Below are 16020 nucleotides of genomic sequence, written 5' to 3'. Positions count from 1 at the left end.
CGGCGGTCGTGACGGCGTCGCCGCGGCCGACGGAGACATCCGGCTCCGACCTCCCCTACAACGGCGAGGTGCTCATCGTGACCGCCGAGCGCGAGGGAGGGAACGTGGCCGTCACGGCCATGGTGCCGAACATCGCCGAGGACGGCGGGACGTGCACGCTCTCGATCGAAGGCGTTTCCGCCACGGCGTCTGTCGAGGGCATCGCGGGCAACGGCGTCACATACTGCGGCGTGATGACGGTGGCGGTGCCCGCGGACGGCGCAGTGACGTTCCGCGTCGTCTACACGTCCTCGACGACACGTGCGCAGTCGGCGCCGTCGACGGTCGAGTCGGGCCAGTGATCAGGTACGCACGCGCGCGCACGTGGCTCGCCGTCTTCTCCACCGCACTCTGCGCGGCGGCGCTCCTGGTCGGCGTCTCCGTCACGGTCGCGCCGTCTCCCTCCGCCCAGGCGGCGAATGCCGCGGACTGGAATCCTGGCAACATCATCGACGACGCGACGTTCTACGACGCGAACGCGATGAGCGCGTCCGATATCCAGGCGTTCTTGCAGCAGAGGCTCCCTCGGTGCAGTGCGGGATACACATGCCTCAAGGACTACCGCCAGCCCACTGCTTCGATTGCCGCGGATCGATACTGCAACGGGTACGTGGGCGCCCCGGACGAGAGCGCGGCGACGATCATCGACCGGGTCGCGCGATCGTGCGGCGTGAGCCAGAAAGTTCTCCTGGTCGTTTTGGAGAAGGAACAGTCGCTCATCACCGATCCTTCACCGTCGGCCCGCCAGTACAACTACGCGCTCGGTCAAGGCTGCCCCGACACCGCGCCGTGTGACAGCGCGACCGCGGGACTGTTCCGTCAGCTCTACTACGGGGCGCGCCAATACGAGATCTACCGCCTCAACCCCGCGTCGTTCGGGTATCAGGCGGGCAAGTGGAACAACATCCTGTACCACCCGTACAACAACTGCGGCACCCAGCGCGTCTACATCGAGAACCAGGCGACTGCGGGTCTCTACATCTACACGCCCTATGTGCCGAACGCAGCCGCGCTGGCCAACCTCTATGGCACGGGCGATGGTTGCTCGTCATACGGGAACCGCAACTTCTGGCGCCTCTTCACGGACTGGTTCGGAACGACCAGCACGCAGAACTCCCCATTCGGCGGATTCAACGTCGAGGTGGATCGAGGACTCATCACCGTGCTCGGATGGGCGCTCGACCCGAATGAGCCGTCCACGGCGTTGACCGTCACAGTCACCGCGAACGGTGAGCAGCTGGGGCAGTTCGCGGCGGACGACAATCGTCCGGACGTCGGCGCAGCCTACCCCGGCTACGGCGACAGGCATGGAATCCGACGCTCGTTCGAGGTGGTGGGCGGTGACACGCGGGTGTGCGTCACGGTCAAGAACGTGGGAGCGGGCGCGGACACCACCTTCGAGTGCCAGAGCGTGCGTGTGGAGACAGCGTCGCCGTATGGTGGCGCCACAGTCGAGGCACTGGCCGGCGGGTTGAAGATCACCGGCTGGACGCTGGACACCGACACGACCGAGCCGCTCGCCGTCCATGTCTACATCGATGGCATCGGGTCGGCCTACACCGCAGACGCCTCACGCCCTGACGTCGGCGCCGTCTTCCCGGGAATGGGTGACAACCATGGCATAGACCTCGCCCTCCCCGCCGCGATCGGGACTCACGAAGTGTGTGTCTACGGGATAAACGTCGGCCGTGGTATGAACAAGCTGCTCGGCTGCAGTTCGATCACGGTGAGCCAATCACCGGACCCGGTGGGCCAGATGGAAGACATCTTCCCGGAGCCGGGAGGTTTCCGAGTCCGGGGATGGGCCGTAGACCCCAATACGTCTGATCCGCTCAACGTTCACATCTACCGTGGCTCCAGCGGCACGGCTGTGCAGACGACGGTGCGACGGGACGACATCCTCGCGCAATATCCGAACGCGAGCGTTACGAGCGGATTCGACGCCCACGTGGACGCTCCGGCGGGTGCGGCCGCGGTCTGCGCCTACGGGATCAATGTCGGGTGGGGCGTCAACACAACGCTCGGATGCCGCTCCGTGCAGATACTTTCGGGCAATCCGTTCGGGGGGATCGACACGGCGGTGACGGGCTCGACGATCCGGGTGCGGGGGTGGGCCATCGACCCTGATACCACGGCTTCTATCGATGTGCACTTCTACATCGACGGAGTCGGCACAGCGGGGCGAGCCGACATCGATCGTCCCGATGTGGGCGACGTGTATCCCGGGTACGGCCCTCGACACGGTATCGATGCCTCTTTCGAGGTCGCTCCCGGGGTCCACCAGGTGTGCGCGTACGGCATCAATCGCGGCCCGGGCGGGAACGCCCTGCTGGGGTGCCGTCAAGTGACGGCCGTCGATCCGTCGCCGTTCGGTGGCACCAGTGTCACGGAAGACCAGACAGGCATCCGTCTGCAGGGATGGACGATCGATCCGGACTCAACCGAGGCGCTCACGATCCATGTGTACGTGGACGGCATCGGAACGGCGATCGCTCGAGCCGACGTCCTGCGTCCCGATGTCGCCCGCGCCTACCCCTCCGCGGGCGGGGCGCACGGGATCGATCTGCGCTTCGCTCTTGCGAAGGGCTCGCATACCGTGTGCACGTATGCGATCAACGTCGGTCCCGGCGCGAATCGGCTCCTCGGTTGCCAGAGTGTCGTCGTGGGCTGAGTGAAGCGCGCGCCGATCGGGTATCCTTCCCGAGGCCCTCATCTCCTTCCGGGCTGGATCGCATACGAATGACTAGTCCACAGACGCCGGCAACGAATGGCGAAGCGACCCGACGAACGCGTGCTGAGCGATGGTCTGCAGCGCGTGATCATTGGAACCGTTTCGTGGAGCCGCGTCCGGACGGGCTCCCGAATCGGCGCGTTCTCGCCTGGCCGCTCGCTCTGCTCGGCGGTATCTTCGTCGTCCTCGTCGCCTTCGGGATCACGGGCAGTTCGACGGGGATCGTCCACGACATGGTGGCTTCGGGCGATGACCATTCCCTTATCGCGGGCGAGCCGAGAGCCATACGCAGCGATGAGTGGTTCGTCCAGACCAGCTGGGTGATCTCCCAGGTGGAACAGGGTCTGCCCGTGTGGAACGAGACATTTCCTGGCGGGATGGATGCGACGGTGCAGAACGACCTGCCGTCCGTCGATTGGTCGACGATCTTCCGCCCCCATCTCCTCGGCTTCTTCTTCCTGCCTTTCGACCAGGCCATGGCGTTCAAGTGGTGGCTCCCTGGTTTGGGGGTCATCGCGGCCGGCTATCTCCTCGCCGTGACGCTTCTGCCGCGCCGTCCCCTCACCAGCGCTGCCTTGGCCACGGCGTTCTTCTTCTCGCCGTTCTTCCAATGGTGGTACCTGTCACTCACGCTCTATCCGGCGATCTGGGCGAGCCTCGTGATGGCCGCCATCCTCTGGGCGTTGAAATCGCGACGGCGAAGAGGCGTGTGGATCCTCTCCGGACTATCCGGATACGTGACCGTCTCGCTCGGCATGGGGATCTACGTACCGTTCATCGTTCCGGTCACCCTCGTCGTGGCCGCGTTCGGGCTGGGTGCCATCGCGTCTCGGGATCTGGGACGACCTCGGTTCATCGAACGCGTGCGCGACATCGTGCCCCTTCTCGCCGCCGGCGTTGCGGGAGGAGCGGTGATGGTGGTGTGGATGCTCACCAGATGGCACACCATCGAGGCCTTCACCTCGACGGTGTATCCCGGGGAGCGCCTTCAGAGCGTCGGAGGCGCCAGCCCGAGCGAGTTGGCGCAGCTGTTCTCCGGGGTCATCTCGTTCGCCCTGGGGAAGACGAACGGCGTGCCGCTCAGCGTGAATCCCTCGGAGGCATCGACGTTCTTCCTTCCGGGCTTGACGCTCGTCGCGGCGTTGGTGTGGCTGCTGTTCCGACGCCGCCGGGCAGGTGCGGCGGTCGACTGGCTCACTGTCGCGCTCATCCTGGTGGGCGTCGTCATGTTCGCCTTCTTGTACGTGCCGGGCTGGGATGCGATCGCCCACGCGCTTTTCCTCGATCGGACGACGTACTCGCGGCTCCGGATCGGCTTCGGAGTACTCAGCTTCGTGCTGACGCTCGTTCTCGCCGCCCGATTCGCCGAAGCGCGCGATCGGGGCCTGGGGCGCATACCCTGGTGGGTCCCGACGTCCGCCGTCGTCGGTGCCACGGCTATGGTCGCGGTCGTCGTCGCCCGCTCGGTCGATCTGGTGGGTGCGGGCGCGCTGCTCGAGCTGATCGCCCGCCGTGACCTCGCGGTCGGCACCCTGTTCGCTCTGGGTTTCATCGCGGTCTGCGGGTTCTTCGCGGGCGACCGTGTTGCAATTGCGAGCGGAGGATTGCTCGTTCTCAGCCTGGCGCAATCCGCGGTGGTCAATCCGCTCTACGTCGGGGCGCTGGATCTCCGTCAGACCGCAACCGTCCAGGCCGTCCAACGGTTCGACGAGCAGCGCGAGGGAGCGTGGATCGGGATCAACTCGTCGTTGATCCCGACGATGATGCTGGTTGAGGCAGGTGTGAAGACCTACAACGGTGTGCAAGGGGCTCCCTCGTCGCAGATGTGGGAGGACATCGATCCGACCAAGTCCTATGAGACGGTGTGGAACCGCCTTGCGACGACGTCGTGGGTTTCCGGTGAGGGCGATCCTGCGCCCCGGAACCCAGCGCCAGATCAGATCCAGATGACGTTCGACTCCTGCAGTCCGTTCGCGCAGGAGCACGTGGCCTGGGTCCTCTCCGCCGTGCCGCTCGATCAACCCTGCGTCGAACTGGCGCAGGAGATCCAGCAGGGGCCCGAGGATATGCGGATATACGCGGTGCGCGACGCCGGCGGCAGTGGGTGAGCCCGCATGTCGCTGCTAGGCTCGATGCCGATGAGTAGTCCTCTGCCACGCACGCTCGTCATCGTTCCCGCCTGGAACGAGGCGGCGAATGTCGGCAACACGGTTCGTGAGATTCGGTCAGCTCCGGAGGCTTACGACATCGTGGTCATCGATGACGGCTCGGCTGACGCGACTGCCGATCGGGCGAGGGAAGCTGGCGCTGTCGTGCTGTCCCTGCCATTCAATCTGGGCGTGGGCGGCGCCATGCGAACGGGCTTCTTGTACGCGCACCGCCATGGCTACGACCGCGCGATCCAAGTCGATGCGGACGGTCAACACAATCCTCAGGACATCTCGACCGTTCTCGCTGGCCTGGAGCGCGCCGACATCTCGATCGGGGCGCGATTCGCCGACGTCGGGGATTACTCCGCACGAGGCCCGCGTCGCTGGGCTATGAAGTTGCTCGCGGCTGTGCTTTCCCGCGTCTCCCGCACGCGCTTGACGGACGTGACGAGTGGGTTCCGTGCGGCCAATGTGCGCGCTATCCAGCAATACGTGGAGTACTACCCAGCCGAATACTTGGGCGATACGGTCGACTCGCTCGTCGCCGCTGTCCACGCTGGATTGACGGTGACGCAGGTTCCCGTCGCCATGCGGCCGCGCGCATCGGGGCGGCCGAGTCAAAATCCCTTTGGCTCGACCGTTTACCTGCTGCGGGCCGTCTTCGCCCTCAGCCTGGCGCTCATGCGCCGTCGTCCATCTTCGAGCACGGTCTATCCATGATCTTCACCATCGCCGGCATCGTCTTCGCGCTCCTCGTTCTCGGGCTGATCATCGTTCTTCTCTTGCGGAGGCAGCTCCGCGAGAAGTACGCGACCCTCTGGCTCGTGATCGGGCTCGCTCTTCTCGTCCTGTCCGCGTTCCCGGAATTGCTCGCCTTCACCGCTGCGGTTCTGGGGGTGGAGGTCCCCTCCAATCTGCTCTTCGCGCTGTCGATCGTCCTTCTCGTCGGCGTCGCGCTGCACTTGTCTTGGGAGCTGACCCGCGCCGAAGCGCGTATCCGCCGTCTCAGCGAAGAGGCAGCGATCACGCGAACGGAGATGGACGATCTGGCACGCGCTGTTCGCCGGCTCGAGGAAGAATCCGCAACGGACGGCGAGCAGGGCGCTCCTCAGCGTGGCGGGCGGAAGATCCAGTAGCGGTACCCGAAGTAGTTCCAGATCGTGGTGCTGGCGACGGCGATGATCTTCCCGGCCTCCCAAGGCCACGACAGGGCTGCCGCACCTGCCACGATGGCCGTCGTCGCCACAGTGTTGAATGCGACGAGAAGGGTGTACTTCACGGCGCTGACTCGCCAATCCGCGTCGGATCCGAAGGTCAGTGCGCGTTGCACGACGAACGTGAAGGCGAAGCTGATCAAGAACGCGGTGGGTGTGGCGATGATCAACGACACCCCGAGCGCATCATGCAGGAGGGCGAGTAGCCCGAAGTCGACCAGGAACGCCAAACCCCCGACGATGACGTAGCGCACGGCGCTCGAGCGCCACGCGCGGGCCACGAATCGGCGCATGGATGTCATCGTGAGCGATTCCTCCTCGGGAACGTGAGTGCTGCGCTCACGCGATGAGGTACTCGCCCAGACGCCCGAGATGGCTTCTCGCTTCGAACCCTGTCGACTCGATCTTGGACAGGTCGAGCGCACTGTTCTCCGGTCGTACGGCGATGGGGTCGGTGGCGCCGGCGTAGTAGTCGGTGGTGGTGACGGGTGTGACGCGGTCGGGGTCGTGTCCGGTGAGCTGGTAGACCTGGCGGGCGATGTCGTACCAGGTGGTGGGCTCACCGCTGTTCGTGACGTTGTAGGTACCGTAGTCGGCGTGGGTGTCGAGGAGGTGGCGGATGGCGTGGGCGATGGTGGGGGTGAAGGTGAGGCGCCCGTGCTGGTCGTTGACGACTTTCGGGTTGACGCCGCGTTGGGCGAGGGCGGCCATGGTGCGGACGAAGTTGTTGCCGTCGCCGATGACCCAGCTGGTGCGGATGATGTAGTGGCGGGGGGTGGTGGCGGCGAGGGTGTCGCCGGCGGCTTTGGTCTGCCCGTAGACGCCGAGGGGGGAGACCGGGTCGGTTTCGGTGTACTCGCCCGGTGCGGTGCCGTCGAACACGTAGTCGCTGGAGATGTGGACGAGGGTGATGCCGTTCTCGGTGGCGATGCGGGCGAGGGTGCCGACGGCGGTCGCGTTCGCCGCCCACGCGGCGACGCGGCCTTCGGGGGTTTCGGCTTTGTCGACGGCGGTGTAGGCGGCGGCGTTGATGATGGTGCCGTACTCCCGCCACCGGCGCGCGTCGGCCAGGTTCGGGGAGGTGAGGTCGAGGTCGGCGCGGGTGGCGTATTCGATGTGCGGGTGCTCGCCGAACTCGTCGCGCAATGCCTTGCCGAGTTGCCCGTTCGCGCCGGTCACGAGGATCCGCTTCGGGGGCATCGGGGTCACCTCGCCCAGGCGCGGGTGGGTTTTGTCTTTCTGACTGATCTCGACCGTGTCCAGGGGGATGGGCCAGTTGATCGCGGCGGTCTCGTCGGCGAGGTTGAGGAAGGTGTAGGTCGCGGTGGGGGACCAGTGGTCGTTCACCAGGTACGTGTACGCGGTGTCGGGTGCGAGGGTCTGGTAGGAGTTCCCGACGCCGCGGGGCACGAAGATCGCCCGCGACGGGTCCAACTCGGTCGTGTAGACGGCACCGAACGTGGGGCCTTGGCGCAGGTCGACCCAGGCGCCGAAGATCCGCCCGGTCGCGACGGACACGTACTTGTCCCACGGCTCCGCGTGAATGCCCCGGGTGGTGCCCACTTGGTCGTTGAAGGAGATGTTGTTCTGCACCGGCCCGAAATCAGGCAGCGCGATGCCGGCCGCGGTCATCTTCTCCCGCTGCCAGTTCTCTTTGAACCAGCCGCGGGCGTCGCCGTGCACCGGCAGGTCCAACACGATCAGCCCCGGGATCGGGGTGGTCGTCACCTGCAGGGGTTTACCGAACTGGATGCCGTCGGTCATGGTCACTGGCCCTTGGACGCGTAGAACGCTTCGACGCCGTCTTTCGCGCCCGCCCACCACGCCTCGTTGGCCCGGTACCACTCGATCGTCGCGGCCAACCCCGCTTCGAAGTCCCGGTACCGCGGCGCCCAGCCGAGCTCGGTGCGGAGCTTGGTCGAGTCGATCGCGTAGCGCAGGTCGTGCCCTGCCCGGTCGGTGACATGGTCGTACGCGTCCGCCGGTTCCCCCATCAACGTCAGGATCAGCTCGACGACGCTCTTGTTGTCCTTCTCGCCGTCCGCGCCGATCAGGTACGTCTCCCCGATCACCCCCTTGTCCAAGATGGTGAGCACGGCGGAGGAATGATCGTCGGCGTGGATCCAGTCCCGCACGTTCTGTCCCGCCCCGTACAGCTTGGGGCGGATCCCGCGGATCACGTTCGTGATCTGGCGGGGGATGAACTTCTCCACATGCTGAAACGGCCCGTAGTTGTTGCTGCAGTTCGAGATCGTGGCCTGCACCCCGAACGACCGCACCCACGCCCGCACCAACAAATCACTGCCCGCCTTCGTCGACGAATACGGCGAGGACGGGTTGTACGGGGTGTGCTCGGTGAACCGCGCCGGATCATCCAGCTCGAGGTCGCCGTACACCTCGTCGGTGGAGATGTGATGGAACCGCCTCCCGTGCTTCCGGGCGGCCTCGAGGAGCGTGTACGTGCCGACGATGTTCGTATCCAGGAACGGACGCGGATCATTCAACGAGTTGTCGTTGTGGGACTCGGCCGCGTAGTGCACCACCGCATCCACCCGACCAAACAACTCATCCACCAGCACCGCGTCCGCGATGTCCCCGACGACCAGCTCCACCCGATCCGCAGGCAACCCGGTCAGAGACGCCTCGTTACCGGCGTAGGTGAGCTTGTCCAACACGACCACGGAATCGTCGGTGTGCTCGATGACATGGTGAACGAAATTCGAACCGATGAACCCGGCACCACCCGTGACCAGAAGACGACGCATGGGTACAAGGCTAGTCGTCGGCTTCACGGCGTCCCAATCAGCCGTTTGGTCTGGTTCGCACCATCGGACAGACTGATGGCATGCGTGGAATCATCCTTGCGGGCGGCACAGGCTCGCGCCTTCACCCCATCACTTTGGGAACGTCGAAGCAGCTCGTGCCGGTGTATGACAAGCCGATGATCTATTACCCGCTCGCGACATTGATCCTCGCGGGCATCAGAGACATCCTCATCATCACGACTCCCCAGGACTCGGACCAGTTCCAGCGGCTTCTCGGCGACGGCTCGAGGTTCGGCATCAACCTCTCGTACAAGATCCAGCCTTCACCCGACGGTCTCGCGCAGGCCTTCATCCTGGGCGAAGACCACATCGGCGGTGAGTCCGCCGCGCTCATCCTCGGCGACAACATCTTCTACGGGCAGGGGATGGGCTCACGTCTTCGGCAGTATCGCGATCTAGAGGGCGGCGTGGTCTTCGGATACTGGGTGGATGACCCGACCGCTTACGGCGTCGTCGAGTTCGATGACTCCGGACGCGTGGTGTCGCTGGAGGAGAAGCCCTCGGCGCCCAAAAGTCATTACGCAGTGCCCGGGCTCTACTTCTACGACAACGACGTCGTCGACATGGCGAAAGCACTGCGTCCGTCTGCCCGCGGAGAACTGGAGATCACCGACCTCAACTCGGCGTACCTGGAGCGTGGTCGCCTGCGCGTCGAACTGCTGCCGCGTGGCACCGCCTGGCTCGACACCGGAACGTTCGACTCTTTGGCAGAGGCGACCGACTTCATCCGGACCGTGGAGAAGCGACAGGGCCTGTCGATCGGCTGCCCTGAGGAAGTGGCGTGGCGAATGGGATTCCTCAGCGATGACGAGCTCCGGGCGCGCGCGGAACCGCTGGTCAAGAGCGGCTACGGGCGCTACCTGTTGTCCGCGCTCGAGCAAGGGCGGTGACGCCACGGGCGCGCGGAATCTGAGAAGGGCCCGCAACCCCGCAGGTTAGACTCACGGCTTTGCGCACGGGTCGTGCGCCCGTCACCTGATCCGCACCGAAGGACGACGATCGATGGATGGTACCTCCGAGACCGTGAGAGAAGCAGGCGTCGGCACGCGTCCGTCGAGGAGGGGCTTCGTCTACATCCTGTGTCGCGCGACGTCGGAGGTCGACGAGTACGTCTTCCACGCGCTCGAGTCGCTGCGTCCGTTCGCGCGCGCGATCACCGTGGTGGCGATCCCGCCTCTCCCCGAAGGCGAGATTCAGCGGCTGACTGCCGTCGCGGATCGTGTCATCGTCGAAGACGATGCGACTCACCGCATCTATCTGCGCGAAGCCGACTTGATGATCTCCGAGTACGAGGTCGCCGAGGTCGTGTTGACGGGCGACGCATGGTTCGGCCCCGTGCACGACCTCCAGCCCCTCTTCGCAGATGCGGAGCGTCGCGGGCTGGACGCCTGGGAAGCGGTGGAGAGTCCGCGTGGCGAGCGCGAAGCATTCCCCGACGAGGGCTTCCCGTGTGTCCGAAACTCCTGGCTCTGGACGGCCCTTCGCGCGGATACTCTGCCCGTGGCCCGCGGCATCTTCGAAGGCGCCGTGGTCGCGCTCACGTCACACGAACTCTTGGCCGGTCTCGAGTCAGCCGGACTGAGGTGCGGCGCAATCTACCCGGGGTCGGCCTATGGCTCCCATGACGCTTCGTTGTTCGCCGCGCGAGCGCTGATCCAGGACGGCTTCCCCATCATCGACGTGGAGTCGCTTTCCAGTTTCCCTCCACACCTCGAGCGATTCGGTGCCATCGGACGCGAGACCGCTGAGGAGGCCGCGGCCGGCGGATATCCTGCCGACCTCATCTGGCAGCACCTCGCTCGCACCGTTCCTCCGAAGGCGCTCAACGCGATCGGGGGGATGCTGGAGATCTTGACCGGAGCTCCGCCGTCGTATGACCCGGAACGGCCGTTCCGCGTCGCCGCTGTCATACATGTGAGCGATGTCGAGGGTCTGAGCGATCTGCTCGAACGCCTCGCGGTGGTGCCCGGCACGGTGACGGCTGTCGTGACCTCTCTTGACGGATTGACCGCCGCGCGCCTGCAGCCCGTCCTCGACTCATGGACGGCGCGTACAGGGCACGATAGCGAACTACGCGTCACTCCAGCGAGTCCCGGTCGCGACATGAGCGACCTCTTCGTCGCCTGCCGGGACGTCCTCCTGTCCGACGACTTCGACCTCGTACTCAAGGTCCACAGCCGCCGCAAGAGTCGCAAGACCGTGAACGTCCGGCGCTACTTCCGGCGCTACCAGTGGGAGAATCTCCTTGAGGACGAGCCGTATGTGAGAAATCTTCTTGCCCTGTTCCAGTCCGAGCCCCGACTCGGAATCGTCTTTCCGCCGATGATGCACATCGGCTACGCGACGATGGGGAATGGCTGGGCGGGCTTGCGTGGGAGCGCGCAGGAGCTGTGTCGCATGCTCGGGATTTCCGTGCCGCTCGACGTCGGTTCACCTCTCGCTCCCTACGGGGGAATGTTCGTGGCGCGTCCGGCGGCGCTGCGCCTCCTCGCTGCTCACCCGTGGTCATACGGCGATTACAACTCGGGCTCCTCCCGACGGTTCGGACGACTGGCGCATGTGCAGGAACGTGTTCTGGTGGCGGCGGCGGGACAGCTCGGGTACCACGCCCGCACGGTGCTGAGCGCTGAGCACGCGGCGATCAGCCACACCGCGCTGGAATACAAGACGGATGAGATGTCCTCCACCACGCGAGGGTGGCCTGTGGAGCAGATCCGCCTCCTGCACCGGGCTGGATCGACCGGGTACGGCGGGCCGGTCGCGTTGGCGCGCATGTACCTCCGCCTCAACCATCCGCGCGTCGTCGGTCGGCTGCGGCCGCTGTACCGCGTGGCCTTTCGTTCGTATGCGATCGCGTCGGCGGGACGCCGAATGATCGGCCGATTGACCGGCGGGCGAAAGGGGAGCCGTCCGTGAAGACCGCAGAACTCATCGCGAGCCCGGCGCGGCCGGCCGACGAGTTTCCGCGAGGAGGGCAACGCCTTCTCATCTACGTCGTCTACGACCCCCGGGGTGACGTCGAGGACTACATCCCGTATGCGCTTCGCGCGTTGCGCGCGCACTGCACGCACATTCTCGCCGTGTCCAACGGGCCACTCAGCGACCTCGGCAGGAATCGATTGGCCGCCGTTGCCGACCAAGTTCTCGAGCGCGAGAATCGCGGGTACGACATCTGGGGGTACAAAGCCGGTCTGGACGCCATGGCGGATCGGATCGGAGAGTTCGACGAGGTACTCCTCGTCAACGACACCTGGTTCGGTCCGGTGCGACCGTTCGCCCCCGTCTTCGATCGCATGGATCGCGCGCGGCTGCATTTCTGGGGGATGACCGACCACACCCGCGTCGAGCCGCATCCCTTCACCCAGACCGGATACCTTCCCTACCACCTGCAGTCGTACTGGCTCGGCGTGCGTCGGTCGATGCTGGAGTCGGAGGAATGGATCGCGTACTGGCGAGACCTGCCCGAGATGACGAGCTACTCCGATGCGGTCGTGAAGCACGAAGGGGTGTTCACCGAGCACTTCACCCGACTCGGCTTCAGCGGACAGGTGGCGTTCCCCACCTTGACGGACAAGATCGAGAACCACTCGGTCCTGTACGCAGAGCAGTTGATGGACGTCGGCTGCCCGACGCTGAAGCGACGCCCGTTCTTCCAATGGCCGCCTTTCATGGATGCGCTCGGGTCGGTGGGGCGGTGGACTCTGTCGGCAGCACAGCGGCACGGATATCCGGTGGAGCTCATCTATGCCGATCTCGCGAGGAACGTCGCCCCGAAGATCCTCAATACAGATGCCGCCATGCTCGAGGTCGTCCGTGAGGACGCGTCGACGTACGACGCCGGCGCGCCGCTTCGCACGCTCGTCGTCGCGCACGTGTACTACGTCGAGATGACGAGCGACATCCTCTCTCGCGCCGACCTCCTGCCGGGCTCGTTCGACCTCATCATCACGACACCCGACCTGGAGCGCGCTGAGGTCATCGAGCGGATGCTCGAGGAACGGGAAGGATCGCGCGGCCGGCGCGAGGTGCGCGTCGTCGATTCCAACGACGGGCGCGACCAGTCCGCCTTCCTCATCGGCTGCCGAGATGAACTGCTCAGCGGAGCCTACGATCTGGTCGTCAAGATCCACTCGAAGATGACGCCGCAGGACGGTCGATCGGTCGGCGCGCACTTCCAGCGGCAGCAGTTCGAGAACCTCCTCCGCTCCCGTGAGTACGCCGCAAATGTCGTGGCGTTGTTCCAGCAGGAGCGCGGCCTGGGGCTCGCGTTCCCCCCGATGATCCACCTGGGTTACCCGACGATGGGGCACGCTTGGTGGGCGAACAAGCCGGGCGTGCAGGAGCTGTGCCGACTTCTGAACATCCGCGTCCCGCTCGATGAGACCAGTCCGCTCGCTCCCTTCGGCTCGATGTTCTTCGCGCGGCCCGAGGCTCTGCGGCTTCTGGTCGAGCACGAGTGGAGTTACGCGCAGTTCGCCGGCGCCTACGACGACGGCAGCCTCGCGCACGTACTCGAGCGTCTGCCCGTGTACGCCGCGGGGGAGCGCGGATACCATGCCCGGACGATCGCGAACAGGTCTTACCTCGCGGCGAGCCACACCGCACTCGAATACAACCTCGACCAGCTCGCGCAGACACTCCCTGAGAACACCATGCATCAGATCCAGTTCCTGAAGCGGCTGGGGCCGATCGTCGACGGATCGTTCCGGGAGTTCTTGTCGATCTTCTTCCGCCTGCATCGCCCGCACCAGGAGCAGCGGATGCTGCGGGTTTACGACCGGACTGCTCGGGTGCGCGCTCTCGGCCGCCGCTTCCTCGCTGCGCGTCCGCCTCGGCGTCGGTCGCGCGCGGACGCGCCGGTGCTTCCGCAGGACGAGCGATAAGATTGGTTCGACATGCCTGAATTTGACCCTGCCGTTGCGCAGGCCCGCTTCGATCGGCTCGCCGTCACTCCGATGCGGACCGTTGGAGCGGTGGGCGGGATGTCTCCCCGCGCCATCTTCGCATCCGCTCGCGACATCTTCTCGCATCGAGAGATGCTTGACCTGCTGGTCAAGCGAGATCTCAAGGCCCGGTATAAGGACTCGGCGCTCGGATTCCTGTGGGCGCTGGCGCGGCCACTCGTGCAGCTGGCGATCTACTTCGTGGTTCTGGGCCACTTCCTCGGCGCGGCGCGGGGCATCCCTGACTTCGCGGTGTACGTCTTCACCGGCCTCACCGCCATGGGGCTCTTCCAGGAGATCGCCGTCGGAGGCACCGCGTCGGTACTCGCGAACGCGGGGCTTGTGAAGAAGGTGTACATGCCCCGCGAGCTCTTCCCTCTCGCGAGCACGGGGTCTGCGCTGTTTAACTTCGGGATTCAGATCGTCGTCTTGCTCGTCGCGACCATTCTGGTCGGAGCCCCCCCGCTACACGCGGACATCCTGTACGTCTTCCCTGCTCTCCTCGTGGTGCTGGTCTACGGGCTCGCCTTCGCACTCCTGTTCGCGGCGATCAACGTCTACCTTCGCGACATCCAATACCTCGTCGAGGTGGCAACCATGCTGCTCTTCTGGATGTCGCCCGTGGTGTATTCGTGGCAGATGGTGCAGGGCATCATCACGAATCAGGTCGCACTCGAGTTGTACACGAACAACCCGCTGACGCTGGCGATCCTCGGCTTCCAACGTGCGTTCTGGGTTGCCGGCGACGCTCTGCCTTCACCGCCGCTCCTCGCGCTCCGCCTGTTGATCGCCCTCGTCGTCGGCGTCGTCCTGCTGTTCGTCGCCCACCGTGTCTTCCTGCGGCTGCAGGGCAACTTCGCGCAGGAGCTGTGATGTCCGAACCGAGTTCGCCGGCCGCCGATCAGCGTCACCCAGAGGTGATTCGACTCCACGGCGTATCCAAGCGGTTCACCGTGCGGAAGGATTCGTCGCTCAAGGAGCGGATCATCACGCTCGGGCGAGCGGGTCGGCGGCATCGTCAGGATTTCTGGGCCCTGAGCGATGTCGACCTGGACATCCGGGCCGGAGCGACGATCGGTCTGATCGGTCACAATGGGTCAGGCAAGAGCACACTGCTCAAGGTCATCGGCGGCATTATCCAACCGACGTCGGGCACGGTCGAGCAGCGCGGGCGGATCGCCGCTCTCCTCGAGCTCGGCGCCGGGTTCCATCCCGACCTGACCGGTCGCGAGAACGTGTACCTCAATGCGGCGGTGCTCGGCTTGAGCCGAGAGGAGACGGCGGCCAACTTCGCGTCCATCTTGGAGTTCTCCGGCGTCGGCGATTTCATTGACACGCAGGTCAAGTTCTACTCGTCGGGCATGTACGTCCGGCTGGCCTTCGCGATCGCCGTCCACACCGACCCGGACATCCTGCTCGTCGACGAGGTGCTCGCCGTCGGTGACGAGCAGTTCCAGCGGAAGTGCCTGGACAAGATCGAGGAGTTCCAGCAACAGGGTCGGACGATCATCATCGTCAGTCACGCGCTGGATCAGATCGAGTCCCTGTGCGATCGGGTGATCCTCATGCATCGCGGCCGCATGGCGTTCGACGGCATGCCGGAACCGGCGATCGAGCGGTTCCGCGAGCTTCTCGAGCAGAACGCGGTGGGTAAGGCGCGCCCGGAGCAGACGTCCCGGTCGGTCGAGGTCGAGCGGGTCGAGATCCTGGACTCGCGGGGGAGGCCATTGAACGAGATGGGCGTCGGTGATGACTTCACCGTGCGAATCCATCTCGCGGTTCGGCAGCCCGTTGCACGCTGGCTGCTCGGATTCAGCATCGACACGGCGAGCGGTCAGATGGCGCTCGCATCCAACAGCGATGTTCTCGGGATCGAGCTCCCCCCGCTGTCGAGCGACAGGTCGTTCGATCTTCGCGTGCGCGACGCTCGGCTGAATCCCGGCAGCTACTACGTCAATGCGAACTTCTCCGGCGTGAGCGATCCGACCGCCCATGCTCTGATGGGCGCGGTCGAGTTCACGGTGTCGGGCACGTCCAACGCTCTCGGCTCGGTCGCTGCGAACGTCGCTCTCGCCTGACACGTGATTCGGCGCCCGGCTCACCCGGGTGATGACAAGG

13 protein-coding genes are annotated in these 16020 nt (G+C 65.4%); 10 read left to right on the top strand and 3 right to left on the bottom strand.

Annotated features, from left to right (window positions below):
- Window positions 1-8: 8 nt before the first annotated feature.
- From EI169_RS12525 to EI169_RS12505, 5 genes are all read left to right on the top strand, one after another.
- Complete coding sequence (locus tag EI169_RS12525) at window positions 9-341, top strand: hypothetical protein (protein ID WP_125132634.1); 333 nt, start codon at window positions 9-11, stop codon at window positions 339-341.
- Window positions 338-2710: a hypothetical protein gene (locus EI169_RS12520; protein WP_125132633.1), complete on the top strand. Its 2373-nt coding sequence runs from the start codon at window positions 338-340 to the stop codon at window positions 2708-2710. Before EI169_RS12525 ends, EI169_RS12520 begins: the two co-directional genes overlap by 4 nt.
- A 164-nt stretch (window positions 2711-2874) precedes the next feature.
- Window positions 2875-4878, top strand: coding sequence for a hypothetical protein (locus EI169_RS12515; protein WP_125132632.1), 2004 nt, complete (start codon window positions 2875-2877; stop codon window positions 4876-4878).
- A gap of 24 nt (window positions 4879-4902) precedes the next feature.
- Window positions 4903-5640, top strand: a complete 738-nt coding sequence (locus EI169_RS12510; protein WP_125133465.1) for a glycosyltransferase family 2 protein — start codon at window positions 4903-4905, stop codon at window positions 5638-5640.
- Window positions 5637-6056 (top strand): DUF2304 domain-containing protein, encoded by a 420-nt coding sequence (locus EI169_RS12505; protein ID WP_125132631.1) that lies wholly within the window; start codon window positions 5637-5639, stop codon window positions 6054-6056. The genes EI169_RS12510 and EI169_RS12505 overlap by 4 nt, the downstream gene beginning before the upstream one ends.
- Here EI169_RS12505 and EI169_RS12500 read toward each other — a convergent pair.
- Genes EI169_RS12500 through rfbB form a run of 3 tightly spaced genes read right to left on the bottom strand, consistent with a single transcriptional unit; the run spans window position 6029 to window position 8899 of the window.
- Complete coding sequence (locus tag EI169_RS12500; RefSeq protein ID WP_164515499.1) at window positions 6029-6427, bottom strand: GtrA family protein; 399 nt, start codon at window positions 6425-6427, stop codon at window positions 6029-6031. The genes EI169_RS12505 and EI169_RS12500 overlap by 28 nt on opposite strands.
- 46 nt (window positions 6428-6473) lie before the next feature.
- The gene (locus EI169_RS12495) at window positions 6474-7898 is read right to left on the bottom strand and encodes a bifunctional dTDP-4-dehydrorhamnose 3,5-epimerase family protein/NAD(P)-dependent oxidoreductase (protein ID WP_164515498.1); all 1425 of its coding nucleotides are present in this window, start codon (window positions 7896-7898) and stop codon (window positions 6474-6476) included.
- 2 nt (window positions 7899-7900) lie between these two features.
- Window positions 7901-8899: a dTDP-glucose 4,6-dehydratase gene (rfbB, locus tag EI169_RS12490; RefSeq protein WP_125132628.1), complete on the bottom strand. Its 999-nt coding sequence runs from the start codon at window positions 8897-8899 to the stop codon at window positions 7901-7903.
- An 80-nt stretch (window positions 8900-8979) separates the two neighbouring features.
- On the opposite strand from rfbB, the gene rfbA reads away from it, so the two are divergent.
- From rfbA to EI169_RS12465, 5 genes are all read left to right on the top strand, one after another.
- Window positions 8980-9849, top strand: a complete 870-nt coding sequence (gene rfbA, locus EI169_RS12485; protein WP_125132627.1) for a glucose-1-phosphate thymidylyltransferase RfbA — start codon at window positions 8980-8982, stop codon at window positions 9847-9849.
- 112 nt (window positions 9850-9961) lie between these two features.
- Complete coding sequence (locus EI169_RS12480; protein WP_125132626.1) at window positions 9962-11875, top strand: rhamnan synthesis F family protein; 1914 nt, start codon at window positions 9962-9964, stop codon at window positions 11873-11875.
- Window positions 11872-13842, top strand: coding sequence for a rhamnan synthesis F family protein (locus EI169_RS12475; RefSeq protein WP_125132625.1), 1971 nt, complete (start codon window positions 11872-11874; stop codon window positions 13840-13842). The genes EI169_RS12480 and EI169_RS12475 overlap by 4 nt, the downstream gene beginning before the upstream one ends.
- Window positions 13843-13995: 153 nt before the next feature.
- Entirely contained in the window at window positions 13996-14775 is a 780-nt protein-coding gene (locus EI169_RS12470; RefSeq protein ID WP_240640437.1) for an ABC transporter permease, read from the top strand.
- Complete coding sequence (locus EI169_RS12465; RefSeq protein ID WP_164515497.1) at window positions 14775-15980, top strand: ABC transporter ATP-binding protein; 1206 nt, start codon at window positions 14775-14777, stop codon at window positions 15978-15980. Before EI169_RS12470 ends, EI169_RS12465 begins: the two co-directional genes overlap by 1 nt.
- Window positions 15981-16020 lie beyond the last annotated feature (40 nt).

Source organism: Microbacterium sp. 10M-3C3, from assembly GCF_003931875.1.
In the GTDB taxonomy this organism is placed as follows: Bacteria; Actinomycetota; Actinomycetes; order Actinomycetales; family Microbacteriaceae; genus Microbacterium.
This window is presented reverse-complemented; position numbering and strand designations above follow the sequence as displayed.